The 15,523-nt window shown below is 63.8% G+C and carries 13 protein-coding genes and 1 pseudogene; 9 read left to right on the forward strand and 5 right to left on the reverse strand.

The genetic code is table 11. From position 1 onward, the window contains the following. The first annotated feature begins 251 nt into the window (after nt 1-251). The 9 genes from LOY42_RS23580 to LOY42_RS23620 all read left to right on the forward strand — a co-directional run bounded on the left by LOY42_RS23580 (nt 252) and on the right by LOY42_RS23620 (nt 9,571). The gene (locus LOY42_RS23580; RefSeq protein WP_139668263.1) at nt 252-1,772 is read left to right on the forward strand and encodes an aldehyde dehydrogenase family protein; all 1,521 of its coding nucleotides are present in this window, start codon (nt 252-254) and stop codon (nt 1,770-1,772) included. 237 nt (nt 1,773-2,009) lie between these two features. Beyond that, a complete protein-coding gene (gene eat / locus LOY42_RS23585) occupies nt 2,010-3,458 on the forward strand; it encodes an ethanolamine permease (RefSeq protein WP_110703262.1) in 1,449 nt (482 codons plus the stop codon). A 49-nt stretch (nt 3,459-3,507) separates the two neighbouring features. Then, nucleotides 3,508-4,902, forward strand: a complete 1,395-nt coding sequence (locus LOY42_RS23590) for an ethanolamine ammonia-lyase subunit EutB (protein ID WP_258599510.1) — start codon at nt 3,508-3,510, stop codon at nt 4,900-4,902. A gap of 8 nt (nt 4,903-4,910) precedes the next feature. Then, nucleotides 4,911-5,729 carry an ethanolamine ammonia-lyase subunit EutC gene (gene eutC / locus LOY42_RS23595; protein WP_046857298.1) on the forward strand — a complete coding sequence of 273 codons (819 nt, stop codon included), beginning with the start codon at nt 4,911-4,913 and terminating at the stop codon, nt 5,727-5,729. A gap of 107 nt (nt 5,730-5,836) precedes the next feature. After that, the gene (locus LOY42_RS23600; RefSeq protein ID WP_139668258.1) at nt 5,837-6,295 is read left to right on the forward strand and encodes an N-acetyltransferase; all 459 of its coding nucleotides are present in this window, start codon (nt 5,837-5,839) and stop codon (nt 6,293-6,295) included. Nucleotides 6,296-6,561: 266 nt separating this feature from the next. Next, nucleotides 6,562-7,209, forward strand: coding sequence for a DedA family protein (locus LOY42_RS23605; protein ID WP_139668256.1), 648 nt, complete (start codon nt 6,562-6,564; stop codon nt 7,207-7,209). 7 nt (nt 7,210-7,216) lie between these two features. Next, on the forward strand, nt 7,217-8,032 hold the full coding sequence (locus LOY42_RS23610) for a zinc-dependent peptidase (RefSeq protein ID WP_258599514.1): 816 nt from the start codon (nt 7,217-7,219) through the stop codon (nt 8,030-8,032). 91 nt (nt 8,033-8,123) lie between these two features. Further along, complete coding sequence (gene ppa / locus LOY42_RS23615) at nt 8,124-8,651, forward strand: inorganic diphosphatase (protein ID WP_016484715.1); 528 nt, start codon at nt 8,124-8,126, stop codon at nt 8,649-8,651. 221 nt (nt 8,652-8,872) lie between these two features. Further along, entirely contained in the window at nt 8,873-9,571 is a 699-nt protein-coding gene (locus LOY42_RS23620) for an XRE family transcriptional regulator (protein ID WP_258599516.1), read from the forward strand. 401 nt (nt 9,572-9,972) lie between these two features. Here the strand turns inward: LOY42_RS23620 and LOY42_RS23625 are convergent. The 5 genes and pseudogenes from LOY42_RS23625 to LOY42_RS23645 all read right to left on the reverse strand — a co-directional run. Continuing rightward, a pseudogene (locus tag LOY42_RS23625) lies at nt 9,973-10,590 on the reverse strand (TetR/AcrR family transcriptional regulator); the annotation flags it as partial. Nucleotides 10,591-10,774: 184 nt separating this feature from the next. Next, nucleotides 10,775-11,467: a glutathione S-transferase family protein gene (locus tag LOY42_RS23630; RefSeq protein ID WP_139668248.1), complete on the reverse strand. Its 693-nt coding sequence runs from the start codon at nt 11,465-11,467 to the stop codon at nt 10,775-10,777. Nucleotides 11,468-11,500: 33 nt separating this feature from the next. Then, nucleotides 11,501-13,792, reverse strand: coding sequence for an RND family transporter (locus tag LOY42_RS23635; protein ID WP_177485980.1), 2,292 nt, complete (start codon nt 13,790-13,792; stop codon nt 11,501-11,503). A 51-nt stretch (nt 13,793-13,843) separates the two neighbouring features. Further along, nucleotides 13,844-14,278 carry an MAPEG family protein gene (locus LOY42_RS23640; RefSeq protein ID WP_028690310.1) on the reverse strand — a complete coding sequence of 145 codons (435 nt, stop codon included), beginning with the start codon at nt 14,276-14,278 and terminating at the stop codon, nt 13,844-13,846. 102 nt (nt 14,279-14,380) lie between these two features. Then, complete coding sequence (locus LOY42_RS23645) at nt 14,381-15,523, reverse strand: cupin-like domain-containing protein (RefSeq protein ID WP_139668245.1); 1,143 nt, start codon at nt 15,521-15,523, stop codon at nt 14,381-14,383.

The following is a 15,523-nucleotide window of genomic DNA, read 5'->3' on the forward strand; positions in this document are numbered from 1 at the left end:
CAGATAGAGCGTGCCGTCAGCATCCTCCAGGCGTGGACGCTTTGCAACGTTGCACCGACCCTGCGGTCACGACCTGTGTCGCAAAGGGTACAAAGTGTCACCCTGGCCGTGCCGAGGCTGGCACAGGTCATTTCGATAGCAGCGCCGCCCTTGACCCAAGTCATTGATACACAAGGGCCTCCAGGCGCTGGCCCGACCTTTGCTCTACGCTTGGTAACTCCGCAACAATCACAAAGACCAGGAGACACATCATGCGTTATGCACATCCCGGCACCGAAGGCGCGAAGGTCAACTTCAAGAGCCGCTACGGCAACTACATCGGTGGTGAGTTCGTGGCGCCGGTGAAGGGGCAGTATTTCGAGAACACCTCCCCGGTCAACGGCAAGCTGATCGCCGAGTTCCCCCGCTCCACCGCCGAAGACATCGAAAAGGCCCTCGACGCGGCCCACGCTGCCGCCGATGCCTGGGGCCGCACTTCGGTGCAGGACCGTTCCAACGTGCTGCTGCGCATCGCCGACCGCATCGAACAGAACCTCGAGCTGCTGGCCATCACCGAAACCTGGGACAACGGCAAGCCGATCCGCGAGACCCTCAACGCCGACATCCCACTGGCGGTCGATCACTTCCGCTACTTCGCCGGCTGCATCCGCGCCCAGGAAGGCGGCGCCGCCGAGATCAACGAAAACACCGTGGCCTATCACATCCATGAGCCGCTGGGCGTGGTCGGGCAGATCATCCCGTGGAACTTCCCGCTGCTGATGGCCGCCTGGAAGCTTGCCCCGGCCCTCGCTGCCGGCAACTGCGTGGTGCTCAAGCCCGCCGAGCAGACCCCGCTGGGTATCACCGTGCTGATGGAACTGATCGGCGACCTGCTGCCCAAGGGCGTGCTCAACGTAGTGCAAGGCTACGGCCGTGAAGCGGGCGAAGCCTTGGCCACCAGCAAGCGCATCGCCAAGATCGCCTTCACCGGCTCCACTCCGGTCGGCGCGCACATCATGAAATGCGCCGCCGAGAACATCATCCCCTCCACCGTCGAACTGGGCGGCAAGTCGCCGAACGTGTACTTCGAGGACATCATGCAGGCCGAGCCGAGCTTCATCGACAAGGCGGCCGAAGGCATGGTGCTGGCGTTCTTCAACCAGGGCGAGGTGTGCACCTGCCCTTCGCGTGCCCTGGTGCAGGAATCGATCTACCCGCAGTTCATGGAAGTGGTGATGAAGAAGGTGCTGCAGATCAAGCGCGGCGACCCGCTGGACACCGACACCATGGTCGGCGCCCAGGCCTCGCAGCAGCAGTTCGAGAAGATCCAGTCCTATCTCAAGATCGCCCAGGAAGAGGGCGCCGAGCTGCTGACCGGCGGCAAGGTGGAGCAACTCGAAGGCGCGCTGGCCAGCGGTTACTACATCCAGCCGACCCTGCTCAAAGGCAACAACAAGATGCGCGTGTTCCAGGAGGAGATCTTCGGCCCAGTGGTCAGCGTCACCACCTTCAAGGACGAGGCCGAGGCCCTGGCGATTGCCAACGACACCGAGTTCGGCCTGGGCGCCGGCGTTTGGACCCGCGACATCAACCGCGCCTATCGCATGGGTCGCGGCATCAAGGCCGGCCGCGTATGGACCAACTGCTACCACCTGTACCCGGCGCATGCCGCGTTCGGTGGCTACAAGAAGTCCGGTGTCGGCCGTGAAACCCACAAGATGATGCTCGACCACTACCAGCAGACCAAGAACCTGCTGGTGAGCTACGACATCAACCCGCTGGGCTTCTTCTAGATCGTGGATTAGGGCTGCTTTGCAGCCCTTTCGCCGCGGTTCGTCGCCACGACAAGCCGGCTCCCACAGGGACTGCGCATTGCTCTGTGGGAGCTGGCTTTGCCAGCGATGAAGCAACCACCGTTATCAGGCCATTTGCGGTTGCCGTGCAGCACCTGCTCTGGCTCGCTTCCTGCAGTACCTATCACCATCGGCCCGGAACCCTTCCGGCCACCAAGAAGAAAAACAGGTGAATCCATGCCAAGCGATCATTCCGCCGGCGCGCCGGCAAGCTCCTCCGTCGACTTCGAAAAGGTCGGCTCGGACTATTTCCAGCAACGTGAACTGAAGAAAGGCGCCGCCGGCTGGGTCCTGCTGGTGGGCCTGGGCGTGGCCTATGTGATCTCCGGCGACTACGCCGGCTGGAACTTCGGCCTGGCACAAGGCGGCTGGGGCGGCATGTTCCTCGCCACCCTGCTGATGGCCACCATGTACCTGTGCATGTGCTTTTCTCTGGCGGAACTGTCGTCGATGATCCCCACCGCCGGCGGCGGCTACGGCTTCGCCCGCAGCGCCTTCGGCCCCTGGGGCGGCTTCCTCACCGGCACGGCGATCCTCATCGAGTACGCCATCGCGCCCGCAGCCATCGCCGTGTTCATCGGTGCCTACTGCCAGTCGCTGTTCGGTATCGGCGGCTGGATGATCTACCTGGCCTTCTACATCGTGTTCATCGGCATCCACATCTTCGGGGTCGGCGAGGCGCTGAAGCTGATGTTCATCATCACCGCAGTCGCCGCCATCGCCCTGGCCGTATTCCTGATCGGCATGGTGCCGCATTTCGATGCAGCGAACCTGTTCGACATCGCCAAGACCGACGCCGTCGGTGCCAGCAGCTTCCTGCCGTTCGGCTATGTCGGGGTCTGGGCGGCGATCCCCTATGCGATCTGGTTCTTCCTCGCGGTCGAAGGCGTGCCACTGGCCGCCGAAGAGACCAAGAACCCTAAGCGTGACCTGCCCCGTGGCCTGATCGGCGCGATGCTGGTGCTGCTGGCCTTCGCCTTGCTGATCCTGGTGGTCGGCCCCGGTGGCGCCGGTTCCGAAGCCCTCAAGGCCTCGGGCAACCCGCTGGTCGAGGCGCTGTCGAAGGCCTACGGCGGTTCGACCTGGATGGGCGGCTTCGTCAACCTGGTGGGCCTGGCCGGCCTGATCGCCAGTTTCTTCTCGATCATCTATGCCTATTCGCGGCAGATCTTCGCCCTTTCCCGCGCGGGCTACCTGCCACGCAAGCTGTCCGAAACCAACAAGAGCAAGGCCCCAGTGCTGGCCCTGGTGATCCCCGGGATCATCGGCTTCGCCCTGTCGCTGACCGGCCAGGGCGACCTGCTGATCCTGGTGGCGGTGTTCGGCGCCACGCTGTCCTACGTGCTGATGATGGCCGCGCACATTACCCTGCGTATCCGTCGCCCTAAAATGGAGCGTCCGTACCGCACCCCCGGCGGCATCTTCACTTCGAGCGTGGCCCTGGTGCTGGCCTGCATCGCCGTGGTCGCCGGTTTCCTGGTCGACCCCCGGGTGGTGATTGGCGCCGCGGTGATCTATGCAGTATTAATTGCCTACTTTGCGTTCTACAGCCGCCACCACCTGGTGGCCGGTACACCGGAAGAGGAATTCGCCGCGATCCAGAAGGCCGAAGAGGCCCTGCACTGATTGCCGACTTGCGCCGCAGGCCAGTCCTGCGGCGCCCTGGAGATTCTGTATGGCAAGTTTCACGCATACCGTGGGCCACCAGGTCTACCGCTTCGACAGCCTCAAGGACGTGATGGCCAAGGCCAGCCCGGCACGCTCGGGCGACTACCTGGCCGGCGTCGCCGCCAGTAACGACGGCGAGCGGGTGGCCGCGCAGATGGCCCTGGCCAACATCCCGCTCAAGCATTTTCTCAGCGAAGCGCTGATCCCCTACGAACAGGACGAAGTCACCCGCCTGATCATCGACACCCACGACACCGCAGCCTTCGCCACGGTCAGCCACCTGACCGTCGGCGGCTTGCGCGACTGGCTGCTCAGCGACCAGGCCGACGAACACAGCCTCAGGGCCCTGGCCCCTGGCTTGACGCCGGAAATGGCCGCCGCGGTGTCGAAGATCATGCGCGTGCAGGACCTGGTGCTGGTGGCGCAGAAGATCCGCGTGGTCACCGCGTTCCGCGGCACCATGGGGCTGCGCGGGCGGCTGTCGACCCGCCTGCAGCCCAACCACCCCACCGACGAGCCGGCCGGTATCGCCGCGAGCATTCTCGACGGCCTGCTGTACGGCAACGGCGATGCGATGATCGGCATCAACCCGGCCACCGACAGCATCGCCTCGATCTGCGCGCTGCTGGAAATGCTCGACGCCATCATCCAACGTTACGACATCCCCACCCAGTCGTGCGTGCTGACCCACGTCACCACCTCGATCGAGGCGATCAACCGCGGTGTGCCGCTGGACCTGGTGTTCCAGTCCATCGCCGGCACCGAGGCGGCCAACGCCGGCTTCGGCATCAATCTCAACGTGCTGCAGGAAGGCTACGAGGCCGGCCTGTCACTCAAGCGCGGCACGGTCGGGCAGAACCTGATGTACTTCGAGACCGGCCAAGGCAGCGCCCTGTCGGCCAACGCCCACCACGGTGTCGACCAGCAGACCTGCGAAACCCGCGCCTACGCCGTGGCCCGCCACTTCAAGCCGTTCCTGGTCAACACCGTGGTTGGCTTCATCGGCCCTGAGTACCTGTACAACGGCAAGCAGATCATCCGCGCCGGCCTCGAGGACCACTTCTGCGGCAAGCTGCTGGGCGTGCCGATGGGCTGCGACATCTGCTACACCAACCACGCCGAAGCCGACCAGGACGACATGGACACCCTGCTGACCCTGCTGGGCGTGGCCGGGATCAATTTCATCATGGGCATCCCCGGCTCCGACGACGTCATGCTCAACTACCAGACCACCTCGTTCCACGACGCGCTCTATGCCCGCCAGACCCTGGGCCTCAAGCCCGGGCCGGAATTCGAGGCGTGGCTGGAACGTACCGGTATCTTCACCCAGGCCGATGGCCGCATCCGCTTCGGCGACAACCTGCCGGCGGCCTTCCGCCAGGCCCTGGCGCAGCTGGCCTAGAGGTGAGCATGGAACGACACACCCCCACCCCCGACAACCCCTGGCTGGCCCTGCGTAACCTGACACCGGCACGCATCGCCCTGGGCCGCACCGGCATCAGCCTGCCGACCGGCGCCCAGCTGGACTTCCAGTTCGCCCATGCCCAGGCCCGTGACGCCGTGCACCTGCCCTTCGACCATGTCGGCCTGCGCCAGCAACTCAGCGACCGCGGGCGCGACAGCCTGCTGCTGCACAGCGCCGCCAGCGACCGCCACCAGTACCTGCAACGCCCGGACCTGGGCCGGCGCCTGCACGAGGACTCGGCCCAGTGCCTGCGCGAGCACGCCCAAGCCAACCCCGGCGGCGTCGACCTGGCGATCGTCGTGGCCGATGGCCTGTCGGCGCTGGCCGTGCACCGCCACACCCTGCCCTTCCTGAGCCGCTTCGAGGAACAGGCCGCCGCCGATGGCTGGAGCAGCGCCCCGGTGATCCTGGTGGAGCAAGGCCGGGTCGCAGTGGCCGACGAAGTGGGTGAGCTGCTCGGCGCGCGCATGACGGTGATGCTGATCGGCGAACGCCCAGGCCTGAGTTCACCCGACAGCCTGGGCCTGTACTTCACCTACGCGCCGAAGGTCGGCCTGACCGACGCCTACCGCAACTGCATCTCCAATGTGCGCCTCGAAGGCCTGAGCTACGGCATGGCCGCTCATCGCCTGCTGTACCTGATGCGCGAGGCCTGCAGGCGCCAGCTGTCGGGGGTGAATCTGAAGGACGAAGCCGAGGTCCATAGTATCGACAGCGAAGATTCTGCCGGGAAAAGCGGAAACTTCCTGCTCGGTGAAGGGTAAAAAACATGTCACCGAAGGCGGATTGCGCTTCTAGCCTGCTTTAGGCAGCATGCCAGTGGACGCTGCTGGCAATCCGCCGTATTCCCAATGGACTCAGAGGCCCGCCCATGCGCATCATCCAGGCAACCTTGGAACACCTCGACCTGCTCACCCCGCTGTTCGTGAAATACCGCGAGTTCTATGGGCAACTGCCTTACCCGGACAGTTCGCGGGCCTTCCTTGAGAAGCGCCTCAAGCGCAAGGAGTCGATCATCTACCTGGCCCTGCCGGATGATGGCGATGACCGCCTGATGGGCTTCTGCCAGCTCTACCCGAGCTTCTCGTCGCTGTCGCTCAAGCGCGTGTGGATCCTCAACGATATCTACGTCGCCGAAGACTCGCGGCGCATGCTGGTGGCAGACAACCTGATGCGCGAGGCCAAGAAGATGGCCAAGAAATCCAACGCCGTGCGCATGCGCGTGTCCACCAGCAGCGACAACGAAGTGGCTCAGAAGACCTACGAATCCATGGGCTTTCGCAAAGACACCGAGTTCGAGAACTACATCCTGCCGATCAGCCAGGATTGAGCAAGCCACGTACCCGGGAGCGGGCCTGTAGCGCGGTTGCCGCGATGGCCCCAGCGCGGGGCAAGCCCGCTCCCATGGACACGAACGCGATCCCACAGTCGTAACCCCTCGCTACAAACTCTCCGGGCACGATCTGGACTTCGCCGTATAATCCCCCTCCTGTCATGTGCGAAAAGTTACCGGCACAACCGGTAAACCCTCCCCAACCATGGCGCTGTCCGTCATCGCGTGCCCGTGGAAGCGGGTCAAGAACACAGGTGCTGTACATGGATTTCAACCCGCTGGACCTCATCCTGCATCTCGATGCCTACCTCGATCTGCTGGTCAACAACTACGGTCCCTGGATCTACGCCATCCTTTTCGCCGTGATCTTCTGCGAGACCGGCCTGGTGGTCATGCCGTTCCTGCCGGGTGACTCGCTGCTGTTCATCGCCGGCGCCGTGGCCGCCGGTGGGGGGATGGACCCGGCGCTGCTGGCCGGCCTGCTGATGGCCGCGGCGATTCTCGGCGACAGCACCAACTACGTGATCGGGCGCACGGCGGGCGAACGCCTGTTCCGCAACCCCAACTCGAAGATCTTCCGCAAGGACTACCTGCAGCGCACCCACGTCTTCTACGAGCGCCATGGCGGCAAGACCGTCACCCTGGCGCGCTTCCTGCCGATCCTGCGTACCTTCGCGCCGTTCGTCGCCGGTATCGCCCACATGCACTACCCGCGCTTCCTGGCCTTCAGCGTCGCTGGCTCGCTGCTGTGGGTGGGCGGCCTGGTGACCCTGGGCTACTTCTTCGGCAACGTGCCGTTCATCAAGCAGCACCTGTCGCTGATGGTGGTGGCGATCATCCTGCTGTCGCTGGTGCCGATGATCCTCGGCCTGCTGCGCGGCCGCTTCGGCCGCACGGCCAAGGCCCACTGACCTGGGCATGTGGTCGTTCAGCGCCTGGCGGCGCCGGCGCACCCTGGCCCGCTATCCGGTCGACCCACAGCTGTGGCAGGTGATCCGCGATCGCCTGCCTCTGCTCGACGGCATCAGCGACGAAGAAGACCGCTGGTTGCGTGACGCCTGCGTGCTGTTCCTGCACGACAAGCACCTGACCACCCTGCCCGGCGTCGAGCTGGACGACGAGCAGCGCCTGTTCCTCGCCGCCCAGGCCCAGTTACCGCTGCTGCACCTGGGCGAACTGAACTGGTACCAGGGCTTCCACGAGATCATCCTCTACCCGGACGACTTCAAGAGCCCCCAGCGCCACCGCGACAGCAGCGGGGTCGAGCATGTCTGGGACGCCGAGCACAGCGGCGAAGCCTGGCAGCAGGGGCCGGTGATCCTCGCCTGGCCCGGCGTCCTGAGCAGCGGCGGCTGGGAGGCCTACAACCTGGTCATCCACGAACTGGCGCACAAGCTGGACATGCTCAATGGCGATGCCAACGGCCTGCCACCCTTGCACAACGGCATGCGCGTGGAGGACTGGGCCCAAGCCATGCAGCAGGCCTACGACGAGCTGAACCGCCAGCTCGACGCCAACCCCGACGCCGAAACGGCCATCGACCCCTACGCCGCGGAAAACCCGGCCGAGTTCTTCGCCGTCACCAGCGAATACTTCTTCAGCGCGCCCGACCTGCTGCATGAGGCCTACCCGAGGGTCTACCAGCAGCTGTCGCTGTTCTACCGCCAGGATCCGCTGAGCCGCCTGGCACGTCTGCAGGCCGAGCACCCGGACTATCGCGCCAGCCACGGCTGAAAGCCGCACATCAGGCCGGGCGTGGCACCCACTGTGGGAATGTGCCTATAATCGCCGCCACTTTTTTGATCAAACACGGGGGCATTGCCCAATGAGCTACAGCAAGATTCCAGCCGGCAAAGACCTGCCGAACGACATCTACGTCGCCATCGAGATCCCGGCCAACCACGCGCCGATCAAGTACGAGATCGACAAGGACAGCGACACCCTGTTCGTCGACCGTTTCATGGCCACCCCGATGTTCTACCCGGCCAACTACGGCTTCATCCCCAACACCCTGGCCGACGACGGTGATCCGCTGGACGTGCTGGTCGTGACCCCGTACCCGGTCGCCCCAGGCTCGGTGATCCGCGCCCGTCCGGTTGGCGTGCTGAACATGACCGACGACGGCGGCGGCGACGCCAAGGTCATCGCCGTTCCTCACGACAAGCTGTCGCAGCTGTATGTCGACGTGAAGGAATACACCGACCTGCCTGCCCTGCTGATCCAGCAGATCGAGCACTTCTTCGCGAACTACAAGGATCTCGAGAAGGGCAAGTGGGTCAAGATCGAAGGCTGGGACGGCGCCGACGCCGCCCGCGCCGCGATCACCAAGTCGGTCGCAGCCTACAAGGGCTGAACCTGACACGAAGAAAACCCTGCTCCGGCAGGGTTTTTTTATGGCCGCCGTCAGCCACCCGGCAGCGGGCCTGAGGCAGCGTGTTGGCCCTGCAATTGGGCACCATATCGAATCTTCCTACCCGATCCTCAGCCCCTGCCTACAAACCGCCACATTTCCTACAAATGCCCTCGACATCGGGTTGATTTCCACACCGTTCGACCGGAGATAGACTCGCCGTCATGAAAACATCCGGTGACCGTCTCAAAGCCCTCCTGCTGGAGTGCAACCTGACCCCTTCCGACTTTGCCGCGCAACGCAAGGTCACGCCGCAGCACGTCAACAACTGGTTCAAACGCGGCGTGCCCCAGGCCAGGCTCGACGAACTCGCCGACCTGTTCTGCGTGCGCAGGCGCTGGCTGCGCAGTGGCGAGGGCCCGAAGCATCCGACACCGCTCGCACCCGCCCGCTGCGTGCCCCGGGGCATTGCACCGCCACCGCCGCTGCAGGGCCTGGACACAGGCATGGCGCACCTGCCCCTGCATCACCTGCAGCAGGGCAGCCTGCAGGCGCTGCCGGGGCATTACCAGCCGGTTCCCCGCCGAGCCCTGGACGCCTTGCAGGTGTCGACGGAAAAAGCCATCTGCCTCGGTATGCCCGGCAACAACATGCTGCCCCTGCTGCCGGAGGGCACCCTGCTAGCCGTCGACCGCAGCTTCACCCGGGTGGTCGAAGGCGAATGCTACGCACTGCTGCACAATGGCCGCCTGCGGGTACACCATCTCACCCTGGGCCAGAACGGCACGCTGTGCCTGCACAGCCATGACCGCCTCAACCACCCCTGCGAACGCTACACGGCCTATCAACGCCGCGTGCAGAAGGTGGAAATCCTCGGCTGGGTGTTCTGGTGGTCGTGCCTGCGCCCTGCGCGCCCAGGCTGAAACACCTCGCACCACTTTTTGCTGGGCAGGGGCCACACACACGGGTATGCTACGCGGCACATCATGCCCCCTGATGGTGCAAGCCGCATTCCAGAGGGCCTGGCGACGCCTCACACAGACGTCCGCCATCTTTTTCAGGCCATGTTGCCAACCGTTTAAGGCGGTTGCGGCTTATCAAAAATGAGCCAAGACCGTCCCCGAGAAGCCGGCCACAAGCCGGCTTTTTAATTCCTGTCGATTTCTCCAAGGTGGCTCGCCCCGACGTCGCTCCTTCCGACGCCGGCTATCTGCTGCGGCAGGCTGCTCAACACCGGCCGGAACAGCATGTGCGACCGGTACCCGCCCCCCAGACTGCGCTCGGCCATGCCTTCGGCACTCGGTACCGCGCCGCCATGCAAAGCCATGAACATCGACACGACCTCACGCACATGCGCTTCGGCGTGCTCTCCCTGCAGCGGTGCACACAGGCCAATCAATACACGAAAATAGTCATCACCCTTGAGCAGGCAGAAGAAGCGTTTCGCCGACGTCTGCGCATCCTCGACGCGCAGACGGCCTGCAAGCGAAGCACGCATCAGCAACTTGGTCATCTCCTTGAGCATGTGCTGTGCACCCGCCTCGTAGAACATGCAGGCCAGCTTCGGCTCCTGGCGGGCCATCGCCACGATGATGCGTTGCAGCGCGACCGCCTCGCTGCTGCAGATCAGGTCCAGGTACTTGCCACCGATCTTGAGCAGAACCGACTCGATGCTGGCATGCGGCGAAAACTCGAACAGCCGCTCTGGCAGCTGTTCGTCGCACTTGGCCGTGATGGCTGCCGAGAACAACGTCGCCTTGTCACTGTAATGGTTGTACACAGTCAGCTTCGAGACCCCCGCCTCGGCGGCGATCGCATCCATGCTGCTCCCCTCGTAGCCTTTGCTCAGAAAGAGGCTCTTCGCCGCCTCAAGGACAGCCTTGCGCTTCGCTTGATCCTTGGGACGACCCGATCTACTCACCATCACCGTTTGTTTAGACATCTGATTTCCATACCATTCTTGTTTGATTTTTAGATGACTGGCCCCTCCAGCCCGCATTGCTGCGAGCCGGCCAGTCAAGTGTTGCAGAGGCTATGACGGCCCGGTCGGCGACCCAGGCAGCCGGCAAGGCTCAGGCTCTGTACGAAATCTATCTGCACTCGCCCATACCGCGTTCGCACAGCCCCTAGGGTACGAACAATCGCTGCCCTTGCTGTGCATAGGTTTCGCCAGCCACGGCCGTGCGGCCGGCACCGAAGACATCACTGATATCGAACGGCACCTTCACGCCACGTTGCGCTGCGGGACGCTGCTCGATCGCCGCCAGCCAGCGCCGCAGGTTCGGCAGGTCCTGCACATCGACACCCGACCACTCGTGGCCGCGGGCCCAGCACCAGTTGGCGATGTCGGCGATGCTGTAGTCCCCGGCCAGGAACTCGTGCTCGGCCAGACGCCTGTCGAGCACAGCCAACAGGCGCTTGCTCTCGGCCTGATAGCGAGCGATCACACTTGGAATGCGTTCTGGAAAGTAACGGTTGAAGACGTTGGCCTGGCCCATCATCGGGCCGACTCCGCCCATCTGGAACATCAGCCACTGCATCACTGTTGAACGCGCCTTGGTCTCCTCGGGCAGCAGGGTGCCGTGCTTCTGGGCCAGATAGACCAGGATGGCGCCGGACTCGAAGACGCAAAAGTCCTCTGCTTCACGATCGACGATCACTGGAATGCGGCCGTTGGGGTTCAACGCCCTGAACGCTTCGCTCTCCTGCTCCCGCGCGGGAAGGTCCACCAGAATGGCCCGGTAGGGCGTGGCGAGCTCTTCCAGCATCACCGAGACCTTCCAACCGTTTGGCGTAGCGTAGGTATACAAGTCAATCATCGGTTAATTCCTCGAACAGATCGTCTGGCCGAATCAGCGTTCGGAAAGCGCAATGCCGGGCGCATCGGCGCTGGGTTCGGTGCGCCTGGCGAAATGGTGGATGAGGTAGGGTATGCCCACGGCGTTGCAGAACAGCGAGACGAAGATCGCCAAGGCGCAGAACAACCCGAACAGGCGGGTGAAATAGGACTCGCCCAGTCCGAGCACGAGGAACCCCGCACACAGCACCAGCGCGCCGGTCCATAGCGCTTCGCCGATGTCCTCGAAGATCACCACCACCAGTTGCTGGGCCGACAGATGCGCCGGGGCGTGCCGCGCGTGGTAGAAGCAATGCAGGGTTGCATCCACCACCAGGCCGAACATGATGCAGCCGATCATCGAGGTACCCACATTGATCGACAGGCCCAAGGCCCCCATCACACCAAACACTGCCACCAGCGGCATGATGTTGACGAGCACTGCGACGGCGGCGATCTTCCACGAACGAATGAGCAGGTAAAACGCGACCAGCATGCAGGCGACCGCGAACAGGATGCTCCACAGCATGCCGTCGAGCAGCAGCCTGACCATCGCCGACTGCATCACCGAGTACGATGTCAGGCTGTGCTCGAACACGCTCGGCTGCCGGTCGAGGTAATCGTTCACCTGGTCAAGCACCTGCTGCAGCTGGGCGTGAGGCATCTGCTGCAGGCGCACGCGCACCCGTGTGGACTGGTTGTCGTAGTCGATGAAACGCGTCAGTTCGTGGTCCGGCCCCGCCAGCGAGTAGGTGAAGACGTATTGCTCGGCCGCCTCCCGACTGTCGGGCAATACCTGGAAGCGCGGGTCGCCTCCATTCATCTCGCGATGGATATCGCGCAGGAAGTCGACCACCGACAAGGTCTTGTCCACCCCAGGGATTCGCCCGAGGTAATCCTGCAGCGCGGCGATCTCGCGCAACGCACCGGGTTCGAGTACCCCGCCCTTGTCCTGGGTCCGCAGGCTGACCTCGAGATTGGACACGCCACCGAGCTCACGCTCGACGAAGTCAGTGGACACCTTCACCGGTGCTGACCGATCGATGAAGTTGAGGAACGAGGCTTCCACATGCAGGCGACCGATCGGCAGCAGTGCCAAGGCCACCACCGCGACCGTCAGCAACGGCAGCGTGCGCGGCGAACGATACAACGGCGCAAGGCGCTCCACCCACCTGGCATGGTGCTTGTGCTCGGACCGCCGCACGCGCCTGGCCGGCGCGCACTCGAGCAGGAACGGCATGACCAGGTAGGACAGCACATAGGCAAGGATTGCCGCCAGCGCGGCGATCACGCCGAACGAGCGTATGGGCGCCACCTCGCTGACCGCCAGGGTGAGAAAGCCGATGGCCGTGGTGAAGGAGGTAAGGAAACACGGCACGAAGTTCTGCCGCAGCGAGCGACGTGCGGCCTCGAGCACCGGCAGGCCGTCGTTGAGGCCCTGCCGGTGGGTATCCAGCAGGTGCAGGCAATCCAGCACGGCGACGCACATCATGATCGACGGCAGGCCGACCGTGACCGCGTTCATCGGCAACCCCAGGCGTCCCATGCTGCCCAGCAGCAGCACCGTGCACAGGGTCACGACGGCCATCACCACCCAGACATCGCCCAGGTTGCGCAGGAACGCCAGCAGCAACACCAGCAGCACCAGCGAAGTCAGAGGGATGAAGATCTTGAGATCCTTCCACATGTCGCTGGTCACCTGTTGCTCGACCACCGGCTCGCCGGCGACGTGGTACAGCGTGAAGCCGCTGCCTTGCATGATTGGCGCCACGCTCTCCAGGACACGCTCGAACTTGCCTTCGCCAGCCGCCGAGCGGACCTCGATGAGGATCGCCGCCACCTGCCCGTCCGGCGAGATCAGGTCGCGCTGGTACAAGGGGCTGGCGCGCAGCTTGTCGAGCACCCGTTGGCGATCGTACTGCGTCGGCTGGGCCAGCGCCTCGGCCACCGGCAGGATATCCAGCACCTGCTCCTGGCCATGAATGATGTTGACCGAGGCGATGCTGGTCGCCTTGGCCACGTCGGGTAACTGCTTGAAGCGCTCGGTGACCGCCTCGAGCCTGGCCATCGCCTGGTCGCTGAACAACGCCTGGGGTGGCAGGGCAATCACCACCATGCGGTCTTCACCGAAGCGCTGCTTGAACGCATCGTACTGCTGGCGCTCGGTGTTGCCTTCAGGCAGGAAGGAGTCAATTGACGCATCGAACCGCAGTCCCAGCGCACCGGGTGCGATTGCCAGCACGGCAATCAACACCCACAGCGCATTCAACCTGCGCCAGTTGATCAGAAATCGAATGATTGCATCCATGCCCATGGGTGTACCTCGCGCGATGGCGATCCTTTCATTGTCGTCGGTGCATCAGCCGGCCCTGGCGGCCAGCTGAGCGATGATTAACCCGGCAATACCAAACAGGCAGACGACACCCACGGCATAGGCCAGGGTCCGCCATGGCTGCCAGCGCGCCAGGTAGGTCACGGTGTGCACGATGCGTGCAGCGGTGAACAGCGAGAACAGCCATACCGCAGGCCCTGCCGGTCCTTCGAGCAGCACGTAGATGCCACCGAGCACGAAGAACAATGGAATGTTTTCCAGGTCGTTCATCCACGCCTGGGAGGCGCGGGAGACCTGCGGCAACTCCTCGGCACTGGCGGGGCGGCCGACGAACCCGGCATCTTCGGCGTTCTTGAAGGTCAGACGGCCAATCCTGTATGCGCCCTGGTAGAGCGAGATCGCGAACATCTTGGCGAACAGCACCAGGACACACAGGGTGTAGCTGTACAGAACAACGCTCATATCTACTCCTTTAGATAACTTCCGGTGTTTTGGTCGATGCCCCGGCGGTTCAGGCCTCCGGGGCAACTCCAGTGTAACAGCCGGGCTCTTTTCAACTGGAGCTTAAAGCGATACGCGCCGCACGAACTCCTCGGTGTCGAACTCGAACGCAAGCTTTGCGCCGGTCGCCTTGTCCGAGCCCCAGCCTTCCTTGAGCACGGTCATCACGGTCTGGCGGAAGCGTGGCGAGGTGACCCACATCAGCGAGAACATCTTGTTGCCCATGATCATCTTGTTGATCGCCCGCGAGGCAATGGCCAGCGAAGGCACCGGGGTCTCGACGCAGTGCCACCACCAGTGCGGCGAGAACAGCACGTCACCCGCCTCCAGGGTGGTGGTGTACTTGGGAATGTAGCGATACAGCGGATAGCCGTCGGCCTCGATCTCGTCGTGACTCTTGCGCCAGTCGAGCATGGTTGCGGCGTAGAACATGTCCTTGCGGGTAATCGGGTGCATCCACATCGAGTGCTTGGGATGCACGAAGGTCCACTTCTTGACGCCGCTGATCATGGTGAAAAGGTTTGGTCCCCCGGTGCAGTGCCAGCCCGAAATCACCCCTCCGGCAGACAGGAACATCTGCGTCGACATGATCCGCTTGTCGCGGGTGCTCAGGTAGCGCCCCAGGGTCGGCAGGTCGAGCTCCTGACGCAGCTCGGGGTGCTTGTTGAACAGGTCCTCGGTGTGGCCCGGGTAGTAGGTACCTCCGCCAAGGATGTTCTCCACCACTTCGGAGATCGGCAGGTCGATGTACTGAAGCGCTTTCTCGTTCAGCTCGTTACCCCGCACGCGGGTTGCCACCTTGACATCGCCGTAGTGCTCGGCAAGGTATTGCGGGGTCCATTTGCGCACCGACTCCCAGTCCTTGGCGGCGCCGCGGAACACCACCGGGGTATTAGGTTCCAGGTAGATCTTGTGGAAGTTCTCCGGCGACAGGTCCTTGAGCTCGACCTCCGGCACCGGCAGCGTCGGAGCGTCGCCGTAGGCCCTGGACTGCTCCTGGATGCGCGCCTCGATGCGCCGGGTGCGCTCGATGCACGCCTGCGAGCCATAGGGGCCGTGTTCCTTGCGCCCGACGAAATAGTAGCGGCGAAGGAAATCCGCCCAGTACTGGCTACGGGTCAGCCAGTCGATCTTCGGGTCGTGGGTCAGGTCGATGGTCGGGAAATCCACGTGGGCGAAACTGCCGGAATTCATCACTTTGTCCAT

The organism is Pseudomonas sp. B21-023, from assembly GCF_024749165.1.
In the GTDB taxonomy this organism is placed as follows: Bacteria; Pseudomonadota; Gammaproteobacteria; order Pseudomonadales; family Pseudomonadaceae; genus Aquipseudomonas.

Excerpts from the sequence above, each read along its gene's own strand:
- LOY42_RS23635 (WP_177485980.1), bottom strand. The coding sequence starts at position 13,792 with ATGGATGCAATCATTCGATTTCTGATCAACTGGCGCAGGTTGAATGCG.
- LOY42_RS23630 (WP_139668248.1), bottom strand. The coding sequence starts at position 11,467 with ATGATTGACTTGTATACCTACGCTACGCCAAACGGTTGGAAGGTCTCG.
- ppa (WP_016484715.1), top strand. The coding sequence starts at position 8,124 with ATGAGCTACAGCAAGATTCCAGCCGGCAAAGACCTGCCGAACGACATC.
- LOY42_RS23640 (WP_028690310.1), bottom strand. The coding sequence starts at position 14,278 with ATGAGCGTTGTTCTGTACAGCTACACCCTGTGTGTCCTGGTGCTGTTC.
- LOY42_RS23645 (WP_139668245.1), bottom strand. The coding sequence starts at position 15,523 with ATGGACAAAGTGATGAATTCCGGCAGTTTCGCCCACGTGGATTTCCCG.
- LOY42_RS23580 (WP_139668263.1), top strand. The coding sequence starts at position 252 with ATGCGTTATGCACATCCCGGCACCGAAGGCGCGAAGGTCAACTTCAAG.
- eutC (WP_046857298.1), top strand. The coding sequence starts at position 4,911 with ATGGAACGACACACCCCCACCCCCGACAACCCCTGGCTGGCCCTGCGT.
- eat (WP_110703262.1), top strand. The coding sequence starts at position 2,010 with ATGCCAAGCGATCATTCCGCCGGCGCGCCGGCAAGCTCCTCCGTCGAC.
- LOY42_RS23620 (WP_258599516.1), top strand. The coding sequence starts at position 8,873 with ATGAAAACATCCGGTGACCGTCTCAAAGCCCTCCTGCTGGAGTGCAAC.
- LOY42_RS23605 (WP_139668256.1), top strand. The coding sequence starts at position 6,562 with ATGGATTTCAACCCGCTGGACCTCATCCTGCATCTCGATGCCTACCTC.
- LOY42_RS23600 (WP_139668258.1), top strand. The coding sequence starts at position 5,837 with ATGCGCATCATCCAGGCAACCTTGGAACACCTCGACCTGCTCACCCCG.
- LOY42_RS23610 (WP_258599514.1), top strand. The coding sequence starts at position 7,217 with ATGTGGTCGTTCAGCGCCTGGCGGCGCCGGCGCACCCTGGCCCGCTAT.
- LOY42_RS23590 (WP_258599510.1), top strand. The coding sequence starts at position 3,508 with ATGGCAAGTTTCACGCATACCGTGGGCCACCAGGTCTACCGCTTCGAC.